This window comes from Trichococcus patagoniensis (genome assembly GCF_003051085.1).
GTDB lineage: Bacteria > Bacillota > Bacilli > Lactobacillales > Aerococcaceae > Trichococcus > Trichococcus patagoniensis.
Genome location: NZ_QAOM01000012.1, coordinates 91,087 through 108,786 on the forward strand (window position 1 = coordinate 91,087; position 17,700 = coordinate 108,786).

Consider the following 17,700-nt stretch of genomic DNA (forward strand, 5'->3'; position numbering starts at 1 on the left):
TTTTTGTAAGGGGCGATTTCAATTAAAGTTTTTAGTATGTAGCTTTCATTGTAAAACGGTGTTCAACAAGGAAAGAAATGAAAATCCACGATCACGTTCGGCTCACCGATTTATTCGAAACAATTGGACTGGAATTCCCGGTGAGGGTCCGTTCACCGGGAGGCAGCTAGTAGAAAATAGTCTATTTCCCGGTGAACTTAGTTTCACCGGGAAATACATGATAAAATATAGAAAAATACCCGATGAAAATCTCTTCACCGGGTATAATGCACTATTCTGAGATTTTTTGGAATAAAGGAATAACACTCAGATAAAGCACATGGATGGGCGTGCTTGCGTTACCAGGGAAGGTCGTTTGTTCTTACCATGCTTTTAAGGCATTTTTCAGCATTCTGTGCAAGTATTGGTCTTTCAAATACGCTGGTGGTATGATTAATCTATAAACAAGGTATGTTTGGAGACGGGTTCGTCCACATCATCCGATTTTCACGAGGAGGCTGGAACGATTGAAGAAAACGCTTTATTTGATGCGCCATGGGGAGACGCGCTTCAATGTGTTGGGGAAGGTCCAAGGATCGTGCGATTCACCGCTGACACCTCGAGGAATCGAACAGGCCAAAATCGCCGGCCAGTATTTCCTTGACCAGCAAATCGTTATAGACCATGCGTATGCTTCTACGCAAGAGCGTGCATGCGATACATTGGAGTTTGTTATCGGAAATGAAATGCCGTATGAGCGGCTGAAGGCTCTGAAGGAAATGGATTTTGGTCATTTTGAAGGTGAAAATGCTCGTTTGCAGCCGAAAGGTCCTGAATATTTCGAGAGTTTTTATGCAAATTATGGGGGCGAAGCCGCTTGGCAAGTCCGGGAAAGAATGGTGTCCGGACTGACCGCTATCATGGAAAGGGATCAGCATCAGCATGTGTTGGCAGTCTCACATAACGGGGCCTGTTTTTACTTTTTGCAATCTTTTTGGCAGGGGAATCAGGATGACTTGCGGGTGTCATTCCCTAACTGTTGCATCTTCCAATACACGTATGAAAATAAAAAATTTGTTCTCGAGCGCATCATCGAACATGATTTTTCGGAGTTGGGCTAATTGTAAGACTGCTTTGAAACTATCTAATTGGAGGGATTAGCGATGACTGAAAAACAATTTCAAGCAACACCGCCGGCAACACGCAGTTTTGGACCGGAGGCTTTCGGAGCAGCGGAGGGGACAACTTTACGCTGGCTGGGTAATTCTGGCTTGTTCATCAACACCAGAGGGACACAGATCATGGTCGATCCGGTACTGGAGGGCTTCGATATGCCTTTATTGATCGACATGCCGATCAAACCGGAGGAGGTTCCGCATCTGGATGCGATGCTCATCACACATGCCGATAACGACCATTTCAGCAGGATCACGCTGAAGAAAGTGGCGGACGTCTGCGCTTCTTACCACGGGCCGCATTATGTGGCGGAGCTTTTGGAGGAAGAGGGGATCCCGGCGGTCGGGCATGATATCCACGACTCGTTCAACATCGGCAAAGTAAAAGTCACAGTGACGCCTGCGGACCACGCTTGGCAGAACGAGCGAAAAAAATATAACCGCATCTTCAAATTCGAAGATTTTTGCGGTTTTTGGATCGAAACGGAAGACGGCACCATCTGGATTCCGGGGGATTCAAGACTGTTGCCGGAGCAACTCGAGATGCCGCAACCGGATGTCATCTTTTTCGATTTTTCGGACAATAGCTGGCACATCGGCTTCGACAATGCCGTCAAGCTGGCCAATACGTATCCGAAGGCAGCCCTGATTCTGCAGCATTGGGGCACGGTCGATGCGCCGACCTTGGACGTCTTCAACGGCAATCCCGAGGACTTGATGGGCGTTGTCGACAATCCGGAACGCATCCATGTATTGGCTGCTGGTGAAGCTTTCACGCTGAATAAAACTATCGAATCATAATGTGAAATGAAAAAAAGCAATCGGAGAGTGTTCCGGTTGCTTTTTTGCCGTGGGATAGTTCTTCAGTTCCAAATTTATTCTCTTTCTCCGGCGAACGGAGGCTTCGTCGGAGTTCGGCTGACATGGTGCTGATTATGTTCAGAAATATCACCCCCATTTTGCCCCAAATAATCTAATTATCAAATTGAAATTTATCCCTATACATTTCCATCTGAAGCTTGCCCATCATGAGCTAGCCATTTACAATCTGTTGTCTCCATATTTGTAAATATTGCTTTAAACGATGAATTTTCTGGACTACAAGCATAAATACCAAATTGAATAGTACCATTTCCTTTCCACATATGAAATATACGCATCTGACTATAATTAATTCCATCGATCGATGATTCTATACAATAATCATCCTCTCTTCGACTAAATCTATACCACATAGATTTGATAGATGCATCAATAACTGTAGTAGCCCAATCAGAATAGCCATTATTCGTAACGACACTTCCTAAATGTTGAAAATCTTCATTTTCATATTCAATAGAACATTTAAACCAATTCTCACTATCTAAATACATAACAACTCCACATTGGTCAAAACGATGATTGCTTTCAAATTCAGTTTTTACTATAAAAGAAAAGTATTTTTCATCGGTATTCATTTGCAAAACAGGGGCATTATCATTTCTAAAATTATAATAGGTTCTTTGCCATAAATCAGTATGTGGCTCTGTAATCATTTCTATTTTATTTTCAGTAATACTATAGTTTTTAGGTTCTCTTATCCATTTTAAATCGTTAATATTAAATTCCATATTTTTCCTCACTTATAAAACCTCCGTAACTGTTTATGCTCAAATTATACCCTAAATCAATAATGGAAGCAGATATAAGTGTTCAGACACAAATGACAAAGGTGGTAATGACAGTGAACAAAGCATTTCCGGAAACATTTTTATGGGGCGGCGCAACCGCCGCGAACCAATACGAAGGCGGTTATACCGAAGGTGGGAGAGGATTGGCCGCTTCGGACCTCATCACAGCGGGAAGCTATACTTCTTCCAGAAAAATCTACTTTACAGATGCCAATGGTAAAACGGATCACATTACTTTAGGCGAATCGCTGCCTCTGGGGGCTGAGCCGATCTTGAAAGAAGGCGAATATTACCCAAGCCACAACGCAACCGATTTCTACCACCATTACAAAGAAGACATCGGGCTGATGGCGGAAATGGGGTTCAACAGTTACAGGCTGGCGATTTCCTGGACACGAATTTTTCCGAACGGGGACGAGGAGGAGCCGAACGAAGAAGGGCTGCAATTTTATGATGATGTGTTCGACGAGTGCCTGAAGCATGGCATCGAGCCGATCGTCACCATCCTTCACTTTGATATGCCGGTGGGGCTGGCGAAAAAATACGGCGGCTGGGCAAACCGGAAAATGATCGATTTCTATCTCCGTTACAGTGAAGTGCTCTTCACCCGATACAAGGCCAAAGTGAAATATTGGATCACAGTCAACGAAATCAATGTTTTGGGCGGGTTCTGGACGTTGGGAACCTATAAAAAAGATAACGCGAAAACGGAGACGAAGGGGCCAATCCTTCCGGCCAAGTATTTGCCGGATGAAGCTGCGGGCAAATACCAGGCTTTGCACCATCTGATGGTGGCAAGCAGTTATGCGAACAAACTGGCCCATGAGATGATCCCTGACGTCAAAATCGGAACTATGCTGGCCCTGTCCGGCATTTACCCGAATACGTGCCACCCGGACGATGTTTTCGGAGCCTATCTGTTCAGACGGAGAGCGTTGTTGTTTTCGGATGTGATGATGCGCGGCTATTATCCGGCCTATGCGAAGAGCATTTTTGATGAATACGATTTTGAATTGAAGATGGAGGAAGGCGACGAGGAAATCCTGAAAAATCACCCCTCCGACTACCTTGCGTTCAGTTACTACCGCACAACGGTATACGACAGAAATTCCGACATCAAGACAACTACCGGAGGCCAGCAAGGGCAAGCGAATCCGTATCTTGAAAAAACGCCGTGGGGCTGGCCGATTGACGCGAAAGGTTTCCGTTTTGTCCTGAACGAATTGTATGACCGCTACCAGAAACCATTGATGTGCGTCGAAAACGGAATGGGCAATGTCGACACGATCGAGAACGGCAAAATCCATGACGATTACCGGATCGCTTATCTGCGCGACCACATTTCGGCGATGCGCGATGCCGTCACGGTTGATGGTGTCGAGCTGATCGGCTACATGCCATGGGGCTGCATCGACCTCGTTTCGGCAGGCACAGGCGAGATGAAGAAACGCTACGGCTTTGTCTACGTCGATCTCGATGACGCCGGCAAAGGAACTTTTGACCGGATCAAGAAAGATTCCTTCTACTGGTACAAATCGGTGATCGCGTCCAACGGCAGCGAGCTATAATTCAAAAATACAAAAAAGCTCTTCCACAAATTCAATTGGTGGGAGAGCTTTTTCGTGGTGGTGGTGGTGGATTTTGTGTAGTGAATTGTCGAATAGGCGTGCTGTATTCAACAATGTCGGGCTGCAGAGGAGTCAAATTGTCGAATGCAAGACAGCATTCGACAATTTCGCCCAAAACTGGAATGAACTTGTCGAATGTTCATCCGATATTCGACAATTTCGCATCTTCCATTAGGCGGTGATTTGTTATTATTTTCCACCAAAAAGTGCTATCCTATTTATAAGGAGTGTGAGGGAGCATGGGTGACAATCTTGAGTTGATTATGTTGTTGGCAAGCATCGGAATTATCGCCGCGTTTGGGTATCTTGTCTTTAATTGGATCTTGAATCTGACTGCCGTTGAGGTTACCGAAAAAGCCAGATTGATCGGGAAAGATACGGAGAACGCGAGCCACATGAACGGTGATTCTTTAGTGACGACAACAACCTACGTGTTGACGTTCGAAGCGGACGGCGGCGAACGCATCACTTTCCGTGTCGGCAGAGGGGTATACCGCAAGTATGTCATCGGCGATTACGGGCGGCTGACGTACAAAAGAAAATGGTTCAGACAATTCGAACGGATTTAATCTGACTGCGTTTTTTTGTTCCGGGACAACTTGACTATCCATTTTCCCTGTAGTAGTCTGTATGGGTATCAAAAAAACAGAATAAGACAGTTCGAAACCATCCTGTCTCTAATCAAAACTAGGACCAGACTGCTGATTATTTGACGCGGTCGTTTGTTGATGGGCATAGTGTGCCCTTTTTTTGTGCCAAAAAATATAAATGATATGCATATTTCGAAGCCATTGAAGACAAGGAAAGTTCTGGAGTGACGGATCGGCAGAACGCCAGCAGAGTAGCGACGTCTGCTGCTGGACAACTTTAGGGGGAGAAATAAATGTATATTTTAAAAACAGAACACAGCTTCGACAGCGCGCATTTCCTTGCAGGTTATGAAGGCAAATGCGCAAACATCCATGGCCACAGATGGCGGGTCGAAATCGAAGTGCAAGCGGAAGAGTTGATCGCATCCGGCCAACTGGACGGAATGGTAGTGGATTTCGGGGATCTGAAAAAGGATCTGAAGGCCGCCGTGGATCACTTTGACCACGCGCTGATCATCGAGCAGGGTACCATGCGGGCGCAAACGCTGCAGTGCATCAAGGAGGACGGATTTAACGTCATCGAAATCCCATCCCGGCCGACAGCCGAGAATTTCGCAGAGCATTTCTACAGAACGATGCAGGTCTTGGGCTATGACGTGAAGCGGGCGACTGTCTATGAAACACCGACAAACAGCGCCGCTTATGAAGAAAGCGAGGTAAGATAAATGGTATTACAAGTAGTTGAAAAGTTCGTCAGCATCAACGGCGAAGGCCGCAGGTGCGGGCAATTGGCGACCTTCATCCGGTTCGCGGGATGCAATCTGAACTGCGGCTATTGCGACACCGCCTGGGCCAACGACAGAAAAGTCGCGTTCGATCCGATGACGGCCGAGGAAGTCTACGCCTACATCAAAGATACGCAAGTCACGAACGTCACCCTGACTGGGGGAGAGCCGCTGCTGCAGCAGGACATCGGGGGACTTCTGGAGTTGCTGTCGCAGGATCCGGAGCTCTATGTCGAAATCGAAACGAACGGCAGCGTGTTGTTGAGCCGATTTTCGGGTCTGGAAAACCCACCGAGCTTCACGATGGACTACAAACTTCCTTCCAGCGGGATGGAGCGGATGATGGCGTTGGATAATTTCGATCAGCTGACGGAAAAGGATACGGTCAAATTTGTATCGGGAAGCCTGCAGGACTTGGAGAAAGCCCGGGAATTGATTGATCGGTACAAGCTGACAGAAAAAACAGCCGTCTTCATCAGCCCGATTTTCGGGGAAATCGAGCTGGAAACCATTGTCGATTTCATGAAGGACAACCAGCTGAACGGCGTCAATATGCAGGTGCAGCTCCACAAAATCATCTGGGATCCGAACGAAAGAGGCGTTTAGCCTACCGGATAATGGCGCAATCACCGTTTCTCGGAGCGCAGCTCCGGTGAAGGCCGCTCTCATCGGAGATCAGAGCAGCCGGATGGGGCTCAACTCCGGCTAAGGCCGCTTCCCCGGAGTTGAGCGAATCAAATGTAGACTCATCTCCGGCCAAGAATACGCTCACCGGAGAACAGCCTGACGGGGCGCATTCCTGACAGGACGACTAAAAAAGCACAAACATCCTGGCATTGTGCCAGGATACTTGCGCTTTTTGCTATGAAAAAAAGGCCAATCCCATTCTGCCGATCAGCAGGACCATTTCTATGATGACCACCAGACCGCCGATTTTGAACAACCAGTCGTTCACGATGCCGTTCGCGCTACACAAACCGAGGCGGATGCCGCCGGGCAGCGGATAAAAAAGCTTCACGCGCTTATGGTTCAGCATGTCAATCGCGATATGCGACGCCATCGCGACCGCAAAATAAGGAACTAACAGCGGTGACAGAATATATACAGCCATGCTCAGCAAGGCCAGTCCGAGTATGGAATGAAGAAACGACCGATGCGGTTGTTCCTTTCCGAAGATGCAGATGCCCAAAAAAATGACGGTTCCGAAAAAGATCCGGGAGTAGGAGCTGTCGTTCAGGATGGCGGAGAAGATCCCGAGCGACCATCTGGATTCCGCGAATGCCAACAGGACCGATACCGCCAGTATCAAACCAAGAATCCAGTCCAGTGTCTGATGGGATTCCGAGGTGCTGACATCGATGTCGCTGATGACAGACCCGACGATCGCAACGCCCAAACAGATAAATAGTTCTTTCAGCGTGGAGGGTTGCGTAACCAGCAAGCTGGCAGCAGTACCTATCGCTACATGTGTTTTTCCAGTCATGATGAATCCTTTCAAAAATAAAATAAGCGAGAACGTTTGTTCCTACCGTTGTTATCATATCCGATTCAGTGGCAAAAAGAAACAAAAACTTCCAACGATTTGTTCCGTAATCGCTTTTGTCTATCACGATTGTTCGTTTTTAGGTGTTATCCAAACGCGCAGGTAGATGGTATTCTCTCCTTACAACATATATGAAATGAGGGATCGGCTATGCCAAATCAACTATTCAGAGTTACATCGACCAGTCTGAACGAAAACTACCAGGTGATCAACAAAGCCAGAGGCAAGTCCATCGTGCTGGATGAACCGGAAGCATTCGGAGGTACGGACATCGGATTGAGTCCGGTGGAGGCATTGCTTGCCGGATTGGGTAGCTGCAAAGCCATCGCCGGAAGAATGTTTGCCGAAAAGCTCGGCATCAAACTCCATGAACTCGAGGTTGAAGTGAGTGGAAACCTGAACACGGACGGATTCTTGGGCGACGAGAATGTCAAAATCGGCTTCACTGACATTCATGCTACCTACCGCATCAAAGCCGATAATACCGAAGCGGAGATCAGCCATTTCGTGGAATTTGTGGAATCGCATTGCCCAGTCGGCGACACCTTGATCAATCCAGCCAGCATCAGCTTTGATACCACCATTATTTGAAAAACTAAACAAAACAGTGCCCCAATCGATGCAAAATACGCAACGGTCCGGGCACTATTTATTTAAATCGACCAAGTGATAATGCAGAATTCTAGTGTCTGCCATGCCCGCTTGTCAGCAAACTATTCAGATTTTCGAAAGCCGAATCAAGTTCCTCGGAGACGGATTCAAAAAAACACTAAATTTATGCAGAATTAATAAATGGTGGTAAAATGACCATAGGCTATAAAAAGGATGTAATCAAAAAAAGTTTGGGGATAATTCCTTTAGAAGTAAATGTAACCGCTTGCGTATAATGCGGTGAGGAATTGGTACAGAGGACAACTTCTCAGCTCGCCGTAAATTAAGTATATGAAGGCGTGGCAGAGAATTGACATAATCAAAGCAAATTTACGAAAGGGAGTGAGACAGATGTTATGGACAATTGCAGTTGTAATATTGGTTTTATGGTTGCTTGGTTTCATCTTGCTGCCAGCGGCTGGTGGGCTGATACACATTCTTTTGGTGATTGCGGTCATTGTGGTATTAATGCAGTTGGTTAGTGGCAAAAAATTATAAGACATCAGAGTTTATTTGTGAAGGGCTGTGCGCTCTGTTTTTTTGGATATGGCGGGTGTTTGTGGATAAAGTAAACTCCGATGAGATAAATCGACTTTATCTTGAAAAGCAAGGCGCATTCTCAACAGTTAAAGCAAAACATATAGGGCAATGTAAATTCAGAAAAAATGATGACTGGATAAGACAATAAGCTTGTTTTTCTGGTTATTTCATTTTTTTTATTTTGGGGGAGGTGCCAATAAATGGAGATACATCTAAATGCTTACGCTACAGTTATAATTTTAGTCGTCTTTATACTTGCGATGATTACAATTATTGTATTCCGACTTGAACTGAAAAAATTAAGGAATATTTACAGCTTTCGGATGAAGAAGGTACCTCTCAATGAGCAAGAAATTGAGATGCATGTTAAGGATTTGGCTGATGAGCATTCGAATTTCATAACGAACAATATTCCCAATTGGCCTGTGCCAAGATTAGCTGAAAACTATAATTTTATTCTTTCCGTTTATAATGATTTGAGTTCAGACATACAGCTAAATGAACAGTTTTCTCCAGTTTCGGAATGGCTGCTTGACAATTTTTATTTTGTTGAAGAACTGGTGAAAGAATTACAAAGAAGTTTATCAAAAAAAACATTTTCCAAACTGCCGGATTTGAGAGGTGGCGACTTCAAAAACTATCCTAGAATCTTTGCGCTGATCATGGAACTGGTGAACCATACGGACGGTAAAATAAATGAAGAAAACTTATTGAAATATATGAGGGTATATCAGGAGGAAAATGTTCTCTATGACAGGGAGATATGGGCAATACCTGTAGTGATGAAAATGGCCCTGATTGAGAACATAAGACATATAAGCGAGGATATCCAAGCAACGCAGAACCAGCGACACAGAGCTGAAGTGATATTTGATAGATGGATCACCGGCGATGACATGGGGGGAATACGGGATTCAGTCAAATTAAGCATAAAAGAATTTGATGAAACCAATTTTTTGTTCATAGAACATTTGTTATACCATCTGAGAAAGTCGGGTAAAAATTACACCGATTTTTTAAATGTCATTGAGGAGACCCTAGAAAATCAGGAAACAACCATAGAAAAATCCATCCGTAAGGAAAATGAGTTCCAATCATCAAATACAGTTTCGATGGGAAATTATATAACCAGTCTCAAATATTTTTCAACTTTGGAATGGTCAACTATTTTTGAGGAAATCAGTTTTGTTGGGAATATACTGAAAGAGGATCCTGCAGAAATTTATCCACTGATGGATATAGCCACAAGAAATTATTATAAAGGAAAAGTTGAAGAACTTGCTGCCATTTATGGTGTTTCAGAAACATATGTGGCGAAAGAAGCGATTGAACTTACTAAAAATACTTATTCAGAATTGAGTGATTCAGATGCTGAGGGCAGCGGATTTCAGAGAACCAATCATGTAGGCTACTATCTGGTCGGCAAGGGGACAGAAATTTTAGGCGAAAAGCTTGGTGGAAGCAGCAAAATAATTCCCAAATTAAGGAAAATGGTCAAGAAAAATCTAGGGCTGCTGTACTTCAGCACAATGAGTTTAATGTTGGTAATAATTATTTCAGCAGCAGTTCGATATGCAGTTTCAAACGCATCACAAAATACAGTTCTGACTGCAGTCATTGCTGGCTTGGCCGTTTTGATACCTTCTGCAGAAATAGCGTTATGTACAGCAAATCATATCTTCGGCAGCCGGCTAGGACCTGCATTTTTCCCCAAACTGGAACTGAAAGATGGCATACCTGAAGATATGGAGACGATTGTCGTTGTACCGGCAATTCTTCCTGATGAAAAAAGGGTTGAAGAACTGCTGGGAAATTTGGAAAGACATTATTTGTTAAACAAGGAAAATCATTTATATTTTGCGTTGCTGGGGTGTTTTAGAGATGGGGACGCACCTGTTGAAGCTGATGATTCGAAAATAATTGAAAAGACAATAAATGGCATAAAAGAGCTGAACCTAAAATACAGTGATTCCATTACTGAAAGGTTTTATTTTTTCCATAGAAAGCGGCACTTCAGTAAAGAGAATAATAAATGGATTGGTTGGGAAAGAAAAAGAGGCGCATTGTTGGAGTTTAACGACATGATCCTTGGCTCAAATGAAACGTCGATTGTCTATGCTTCGCCTGCTTTCCCGATCTCTAAAAACATTAAATATGTGATAACGCTGGACAGTGATACCATATTGCCCATGGATGCTGCCAAAAAAATGATCGGCATAATGGCACATCCATTGAACAGACCTACAATTGATAAAGCGAAGGGGATAGTAACAGAGGGATACGGCATTCTGCAGCCTAAAGTTGATATAGAAATGGAAAGCACAAACGCCACTTTTTTCTCAAAAATATTTACTGGGCAAAAATATGCAGATCCGTATGCTGAAGCTGAATTTGACATCTACCAGGATATCTTTGGTGAAGGTATTTTTACAGGGAAAGGAATCTATGATTTGAAGGTGTTTCAAACCCTTTTGAAAGACACTTTCCCTGAGAATGCCATCTTGAGCCATGATCTTCTGGAAGGTTCTTATTTGAGGGCGGCACTTGTCTCGGACGTGAGGCTAGTGGATTCATTTCCCGCAACGTACAATTCCTTTGTTAAGCGGGAGTACCGTTGGGTCAGAGGCGACTGGCAGTTGCTTCCTTTTATCTTCGGCAAAAACCACCTTTCGGCACTATCAAGATGGAAAATGATGGACAATCTGAGAAGAAGCCTGTTAGCACCAAGCCTGATGGCGTTGCTTATCCTAGCGTTGACCGTACTTCCAGGGAGCAAAATATACTGGATAGGTTTTTATGTGCTGACCTTGGCGGTGTACCTTATTTCCAATGTAATGGGAAGCACAACAAGATACATGAAGTCGAACCGGCATAGCCACCGCATAAGGACAAAAAAGTACCTGCCCACAATTGGTGGAATCAAAGCAACCTTTTATCAGGCGGCATTGAAACTCATTTTTTTGCCTTACCAGTCCTATTTGATAGTACGGGCAGTACTGGTTACGCTTTGGCGCGTGTTCATAACTAAAAAAGATTTGCTTGAATGGGTTACTTCGGCGGCTGAGGAAAGAAAAAACAACAACTCACTAAAAAGCTATATACAGGAAATGCAATCTTCAATCTGGATAGGGCTGGCTGTTTTTTTGTTAGCTTTATCTTTTAAATCGGAAGCTGTTGGTTTAAGTTTCCTGTTTTTTGTCCTGTCATTGAGTGCCCCTTATATTGCCTATTTGATCAGTCAAAAAAGGGCAGAAAAGCCATGCACGCTCACCAGTGAAGAACTATCCGAAATCAGCAGGATCGCAAGAAAAACCTGGCGCTATTTTGAGGGATTTGCCAATGCTGAGAACAACTATCTTGCTCCAGACAACTATCAAGAAGATTCCCCTAACGGCATCGCTCACAGAACCTCACCAACAAACATCAGTCTGGGATTGATGGCTATCCTTACAGCCCGGGATTTTGGATATATCGGAACAAAAGAAATGCTGGAAAAAGTTTCAAAAACGATAACCTCGATTGAAAAAATGGAAAAATGGAATGGACATCTCTACAACTGGTACGATACGAAAACACTGCGGCCCTTACTGCCTATATATATTTCCACTGCTGACAGCGGTAATTTAGTAGGATACTTGATCACTTTGTCTGAAGGGTTAAGGGAATATCTCAAAAAGCCGCTTACTGATCTGCAATTTCTAAAGGGAATCAGGGATACCCTGTACAATGGTGAGGAAGAGGGAGTGGCTATTTATCAATCGCTTGACTTTGAACAAATTCAATCCATGGACATGTTCTCATGGAACAGGATTGTGAGGGATCTTTCAACGAGCGATACATTTGATGGCATTACAAATGAATCCTGGGAAATTAAAATAAAAGAAATGTTAATGACATTCAATAATGAGCGGCTGCAATTTATGCCAGTCATTGATTTGATCGAAAAACTTCCGGAGAGCCTGTCCGCTGATTGCTTCTCGCATTACAAAGATGACTTTGACGAGATTACGGCTCTTTTGAAACAAAATCCGAGTTTAGAAAGATTACCGGATGTTTATGCTCATGCGGAAGCCATCATCGGGGGAATGATGGGTGGCAGGGAACAGCTTGATATAGAATACCCAGATGATCTGATTTTCCTTTCTGAATTACGGCATAGTTTTGCTGCATCCGCTACGGCTGTAAGCAGCTTTTTATCGGATTATGAAGAGTTGATTCGCAGAGTTGATTCTCTCTCAGAAAACACGAAATTTTTACCACTGTATAATGAGAAAAAACAATTATTTTCTATTGGCTTTGACCTGGAAGTAGGCGAACTGACAGACTCCTATTACGACCTTCTTGCTTCGGAGGCACGCCAGGCAAGCTATATAAGCATTGCAAGAGATGAAATTCCTCCTGAACATTGGCTCAAATTGAGCCGGTCTTTAACAGTGGATGATGGATACAAAGGACTTGCATCTTGGTCCGGGACAATGTTTGAATATCTTATGCCGGTTTTGATCATGAAGAGCTACAAAAATACGATGCTGGACGAAACCTATCATTTTGTCATTCGGAGCCAGAAAAAATACGGCAAACAGAATGATATACCTTGGGGAATATCCGAATCCGGCTTTAATGACACAGATGTAAATTTAAGCTATCAGTATAAAGCATTTGGAGTACCTTGGCTTGGTTTGAAAAGAGGCTTGATGGAGGATACGGTGGTATCACCCTATTCAACATTGCTGGCACTCCAGATAGACCCCGAAAGTGCTACCCAAAACATCGCGTATCTTAAGGCGGAGGGGCTGGAAGGAGCCTATGGTTTTTATGAAGCAGCTGACTACACACCCGACAGGCTGCTGATGGACGATGAGCGAAGCATCATCCGAGAATTCATGGCTCACCACCAAGGTATGGGTTTCATGGCTATCAACAATTTTTTGCATGATTTTATCATGCAAAAACGTTTTTTCGAAAACCCGGCGATGTATGCTTCTCGATTTTTAATTCAAGAGCCGATTCCATCTGCTGTTTATAATTTTAATTTGAAAGCGCAACCTAAGAAAATTAAAATTGACAAAAGTAAAGTGTATAAAGAAAGCAGGCTAACAAGGACCTGCAGGACTGCTGATCCCGTTTTGCCGAAAGTTCATCTTCTCTCAAACGGTAATTACTCTGTTATGATCACGGATAGAGGGACTGGTTACAGCAAATGCAACGATACGGCGATAACAAGATGGAGAGAGGACAATGCAGCAGATAAGTGCGGAATGTTTTTCTACATCAAAAACGTAGCCACAAATAAAGTGTGGTCTTCCGCTTATGCACCGCTAAACAAAATTCCTGAAAATTATGAAGTGATTTATACAAACGACAAAGCCGTTTTCAAAAGAACTGATGGAGATATCCATACGCAAACAGAAGTCATCGTTGTTCCAAAGGAAAATGTTGAAATCAGAAAAATGACTTTGGGAAATGCCGGAGACAGCACGTGTGATATCGAAGTGACAAGCTACTTTGAAGCCGTGATGACCACACAAAATGAAGATCTAGCGCACCCTGCATTTCATAAACTTTTCAAGAAAACAGAGATTATTAAAGGCCTGAATGGCATAATTACCACCAATCGACCAAGGTCTTCCGCCAACAAAAAAATATGGACTGCCAATTTTGCAGTGGTTGACGGTGAAACCATAGGGGATAAGCAATTCGAAACCGATAGGATGCAGTTTATTGGACGAAACCGTGATTTATCATCCCCGGAAGCTATGGATGATGACAAACTTCTTTCAGGAACAGAGGGAACTGTGCTCGATCCGATCATGAGTCTGAGGCTGAAGGGAAGAATATTACCCGGGAAGTCATTGCAGATAGCTTATATCACCGCGGTCAGCGAAAGTAGGGAAGATTTGTTGCTCTTAATAGAGAAATATTCCCAGAATGGATTCATTGATCGGGCGTTCACTCTAGCGCACACAAGTGGCCACCTTGAAGCAGCATACCTGGACATAGAGCCTTCTCAACTGGAACTCTATCAAAATATGACTTCTAGCATCTTGTTCAATAGTCCTTCCAGAAGGAAATTCCAGGAATTAATCGGAAAGAATACATTGGGGCAGTCTTCACTATGGCGCTTCGGCATTTCCGGAGACGATCCTGTTGTATTGCTGGTTATAAAGAAGAGCGATGAAATTAGGTTACTCGATCAACTTTTAGAAGCCCACGAGTATTGGATGTACAAAAAGTTAAAAGTAGATCTGATCATACTGTGTGAGGAAGTTAACAGTTATGCCCTCCCGCTGCATGCATCTATCATCGAGACCTTAAATTCAAGTCATATTCATCAAATGATAGGGAAATCAGGGGGAGTATACATAATCGACAAAAGCAAAACGAGTCCGGAAGAAATCTACCTTCTGTATGCCGTGGCGAGAATGATAATAAGAGGCGGTGGCGGAAACTTAAGTGAACAGACAGAAGAAACAAGTGGAAGAGACTCGGAAAAGCAAAGAGAAATCGCATATTCCAAATCAAGCAGCGAATATATAAGTCATGCTTCTGAAAAACCTGATCTCCTGTATCCAAATGGACTCGGCGGATTCACTGAAGATGGCAGGGAGTATGTCATTCAAATTGAAAAAGACAAATCTACCCCTGCTCCATGGATTAATGTGGTTTCAAATCCTAATTTTGGTTTTACCGTTTCTGAAGCAGGATCGGGGTATACCTGGTACAGAAACAGCCGCGAAAATAAACTATCCACATGGTCCAATGATCCGGTCAGTGATGATCCTAGTGAAGCCTTGTATCTCAGGGATGATGATACGGGTGAATCATGGACAGCAACATCGGCACCTATCAGGGAAAAGGAAGCCTATGAAATTAGACATGGGTTTGGTTATACAGAATTTAGGCATGTCAGCCACGGTATTAAGCAAAAATTGGTCCAATTTGTTCCTGTAGATGAAAACATTAAAATCAGCATTTTAAAACTTTCCAATTCATCCAACGAACAGAGAAGCCTGTCTTTAATCTACTATGTGAGACCGGTAATGGGTATAACAGACCAGGTTACCGCGATGCACATAAAAACAAGCTTAGCCGCAACCGGAGTCCTGTTGATGGAAAATCCTTATAATGAGGAATATAAAGCGGGAATTGGTTTCATGGACAGTTCATTGGAAAACAGGAGCGTCACAGGGAACCGGAAAGAGTTTGTTGGCTCCGGGAGTCTAGCTAATCCTGAATGCCTCAGAAAAGAACAGCTTACGGGAGCGGTTGGAATTGGTTTTGATCCGTGTGCGGGTATGCAAGTCACTGTTTCTCTGAATCCAATGGAAGAAAAGGATATCGTGTTCACTTTTGGTGCAGCTGAAACAATTGATGAGGTGGATCAACTTACGAATAAATATAGGAATGTTCAGGAAGCGTACCAAGCACTGACTATTGTAAAAGCGTTTTGGGAAGAAAAACTTGAAGGGATTCAGGTTACGACCCCGGATCTTTCAATGAATCTTATGCTGAATGGGTGGCTTCAGTACCAGACCATCTCCTGCCGTCTTTGGGCACGTTCAGCATTTTATCAGTCCAGCGGTGCGTATGGATTCAGAGATCAGCTTCAAGATTCTTTGGCGGTAGTTCATAGCAGCCCTGAAATTGCGAGGAAACAGCTGCTGCTTCATGCAGCGCATCAATTTGTAGAAGGGGACGTACAACACTGGTGGCATGAACCCAGCGGGAAAGGTGTTCGTACCCGATTCAGTGATGATCTTCTTTGGCTTCCTTATGTCACCATGGAATATGTGAACATAACGGGTGATAAGGGAATATTAAAATCCGAATTGGCATACTTGGAAGGTGACTTGCTTGAAAATGGAGAACAGGAGAAATATGGGATTCCTTCCATTTCGAATAGGTCTGCGACTTTATATGGACATTGTATCGCAGCCATAGAGAAGAGTTTGAAATTTGGAAATCATGGACTGCCATTAATGGGCTCCGGCGATTGGAACGACAGTATGAATACAGTCGGTAATAAAGGGTCGGGAGAAAGTGTGTGGCTGGGATGGTTTCTGGTAGCAGTGCTTAAAAAAATCATTCCAGCATGCATGGAAATGGGGGAATCTGAACTTTCGGAAAAATACGTCAATATAATGAATCTGATTACGGAATCTATCGAGAGGTCCGCTTGGGATGGCAGCTGGTATATCAGGGCCTACTTTGACAACGGAATGCCTCTGGGTTCGTCAGAAAACAGCGAATGTAAGATTGATTCAATTGCTCAAACCTGGGCGGTCATTTCCGAAGCGGGGAATCCGGAAAGAGTAAGGCAGGCAATGAAATCGGTTGAAAATTATCTCGTCACCAGAGAAGATGGGGTGATTAAACTTCTTGCTCCACCCTTTGACACTAGCGAAATGGAGCCCGGGTATATTAAGGGATACAGTCCGGGAGTCCGTGAAAACGGCGGGCAATATACGCACGCAGCTGCATGGGTGATTATTGCATTTGCTGAACTTGGCGATGGAGACAAGGCTAATGAGCTATTTGAGCTCATTAACCCCATAAATAATTCAAGGAACCAGCGGGAGTGTTATACGTATAAAGTTGAGCCATATGTGATGGCTGCTGATGTTTATGCTGTTCCCCCTCATTCGGGGCGAGGCGGTTGGACGTGGTATACCGGATCGGCAGGATGGATGTATAAAGCTGGATTAGAGTCTATATTGGGATTCCAAAAACACGGGAATACGCTGTTGATAGATCCTTGCATCCCTCAGAAATGGCCAGAATACACGATAAGGTACAAATATATTGATTCCACCTATAACATAAAAGTCAAAAATCCTGAGGGCCTCAACAAAGGAGTGAAGACGATAGGCGAAGGGAGTGAAATACGGGAAGGCAACCTTTTGGAATTGGTTAACGATGGGAAAGTGCACGATATTGAAGTGTTGATGGGGAAATAGGTAAAGCTGATTTTTGTTCGATATTCTGATTAAATGGCTAATTGGCTGATGAGTTCTCCGAGTTGAACCGGCCCCTCATCAGCCAAATTTTTATATTAAGAGGTGTTTACCTCCGCCCCTCAGACTATAAGATTCATGTCACCTTAGTCAGTCGTATTCCTTCATCAAATTCAATTTGACAT

At 43.8% G+C, this 17,700-nt stretch carries 11 protein-coding genes; 9 read left to right on the forward strand and 2 right to left on the reverse strand.

Annotated features, from left to right (window positions below):
- The first annotated feature begins 527 nt into the window (after nt 1-527).
- Together C8U37_RS09570 and C8U37_RS09575 are read left to right on the forward strand one after the other, a co-directional pair.
- Nucleotides 528-1,100 (forward strand): histidine phosphatase family protein, encoded by a 573-nt coding sequence (locus C8U37_RS09570; RefSeq protein WP_211306171.1) that lies wholly within the window; start codon nt 528-530, stop codon nt 1,098-1,100.
- A gap of 42 nt (nt 1,101-1,142) precedes the next feature.
- Nucleotides 1,143-1,955, forward strand: a complete 813-nt coding sequence (locus C8U37_RS09575) for an MBL fold metallo-hydrolase (protein ID WP_108033017.1) — start codon at nt 1,143-1,145, stop codon at nt 1,953-1,955.
- A gap of 197 nt (nt 1,956-2,152) precedes the next feature.
- On the opposite strand, the gene C8U37_RS09580 is transcribed toward C8U37_RS09575, so the two are convergent.
- Entirely contained in the window at nt 2,153-2,764 is a 612-nt protein-coding gene (locus tag C8U37_RS09580) for a DUF1349 domain-containing protein (protein WP_108033045.1), read from the reverse strand.
- Nucleotides 2,765-2,871: 107 nt separating this feature from the next.
- On the opposite strand from C8U37_RS09580, the gene C8U37_RS09585 reads away from it, so the two are divergent.
- From C8U37_RS09585 to queE, 4 genes are all read left to right on the forward strand, one after another.
- Nucleotides 2,872-4,392, forward strand: a complete 1,521-nt coding sequence (locus tag C8U37_RS09585; RefSeq protein WP_108033046.1) for a glycoside hydrolase family 1 protein — start codon at nt 2,872-2,874, stop codon at nt 4,390-4,392.
- Between the two features lie 299 nt (nt 4,393-4,691).
- The gene (locus C8U37_RS09590) at nt 4,692-5,021 is read left to right on the forward strand and encodes a DUF2500 family protein (RefSeq protein ID WP_108033018.1); all 330 of its coding nucleotides are present in this window, start codon (nt 4,692-4,694) and stop codon (nt 5,019-5,021) included.
- 314 nt (nt 5,022-5,335) lie between these two features.
- Nucleotides 5,336-5,767, forward strand: coding sequence for a 6-carboxytetrahydropterin synthase QueD (gene queD, locus C8U37_RS09595; RefSeq protein WP_108033019.1), 432 nt, complete (start codon nt 5,336-5,338; stop codon nt 5,765-5,767).
- Nucleotides 5,768-6,433 (forward strand): putative 7-carboxy-7-deazaguanine synthase QueE, encoded by a 666-nt coding sequence (gene queE / locus C8U37_RS09600; protein ID WP_108033020.1) that lies wholly within the window; start codon nt 5,768-5,770, stop codon nt 6,431-6,433. It begins immediately after the preceding gene.
- A gap of 256 nt (nt 6,434-6,689) precedes the next feature.
- Here the strand turns inward: queE and C8U37_RS09605 are convergent, their stop codons facing one another.
- Nucleotides 6,690-7,310: a metal-dependent hydrolase gene (locus tag C8U37_RS09605; protein ID WP_108033021.1), complete on the reverse strand. Its 621-nt coding sequence runs from the start codon at nt 7,308-7,310 to the stop codon at nt 6,690-6,692.
- 210 nt (nt 7,311-7,520) lie between these two features.
- Between C8U37_RS09605 and C8U37_RS09610 the strand changes: the two genes are divergently transcribed.
- The 3 genes from C8U37_RS09610 to C8U37_RS09620 all read left to right on the forward strand — a co-directional run bounded on the left by C8U37_RS09610 (nt 7,521) and on the right by C8U37_RS09620 (nt 17,518).
- Complete coding sequence (locus C8U37_RS09610) at nt 7,521-7,961, forward strand: OsmC family protein (protein ID WP_108033022.1); 441 nt, start codon at nt 7,521-7,523, stop codon at nt 7,959-7,961.
- A 411-nt stretch (nt 7,962-8,372) separates the two neighbouring features.
- A complete protein-coding gene (locus tag C8U37_RS09615; RefSeq protein WP_108033047.1) occupies nt 8,373-8,519 on the forward strand; it encodes a lmo0937 family membrane protein in 147 nt (48 codons plus the stop codon).
- Nucleotides 8,520-8,761: 242 nt separating this feature from the next.
- Nucleotides 8,762-17,518, forward strand: coding sequence for a glycoside hydrolase family 94 protein (locus tag C8U37_RS09620; protein WP_108033023.1), 8,757 nt, complete (start codon nt 8,762-8,764; stop codon nt 17,516-17,518).
- The last annotated feature ends 182 nt before the right edge of the window (nt 17,519-17,700 follow it).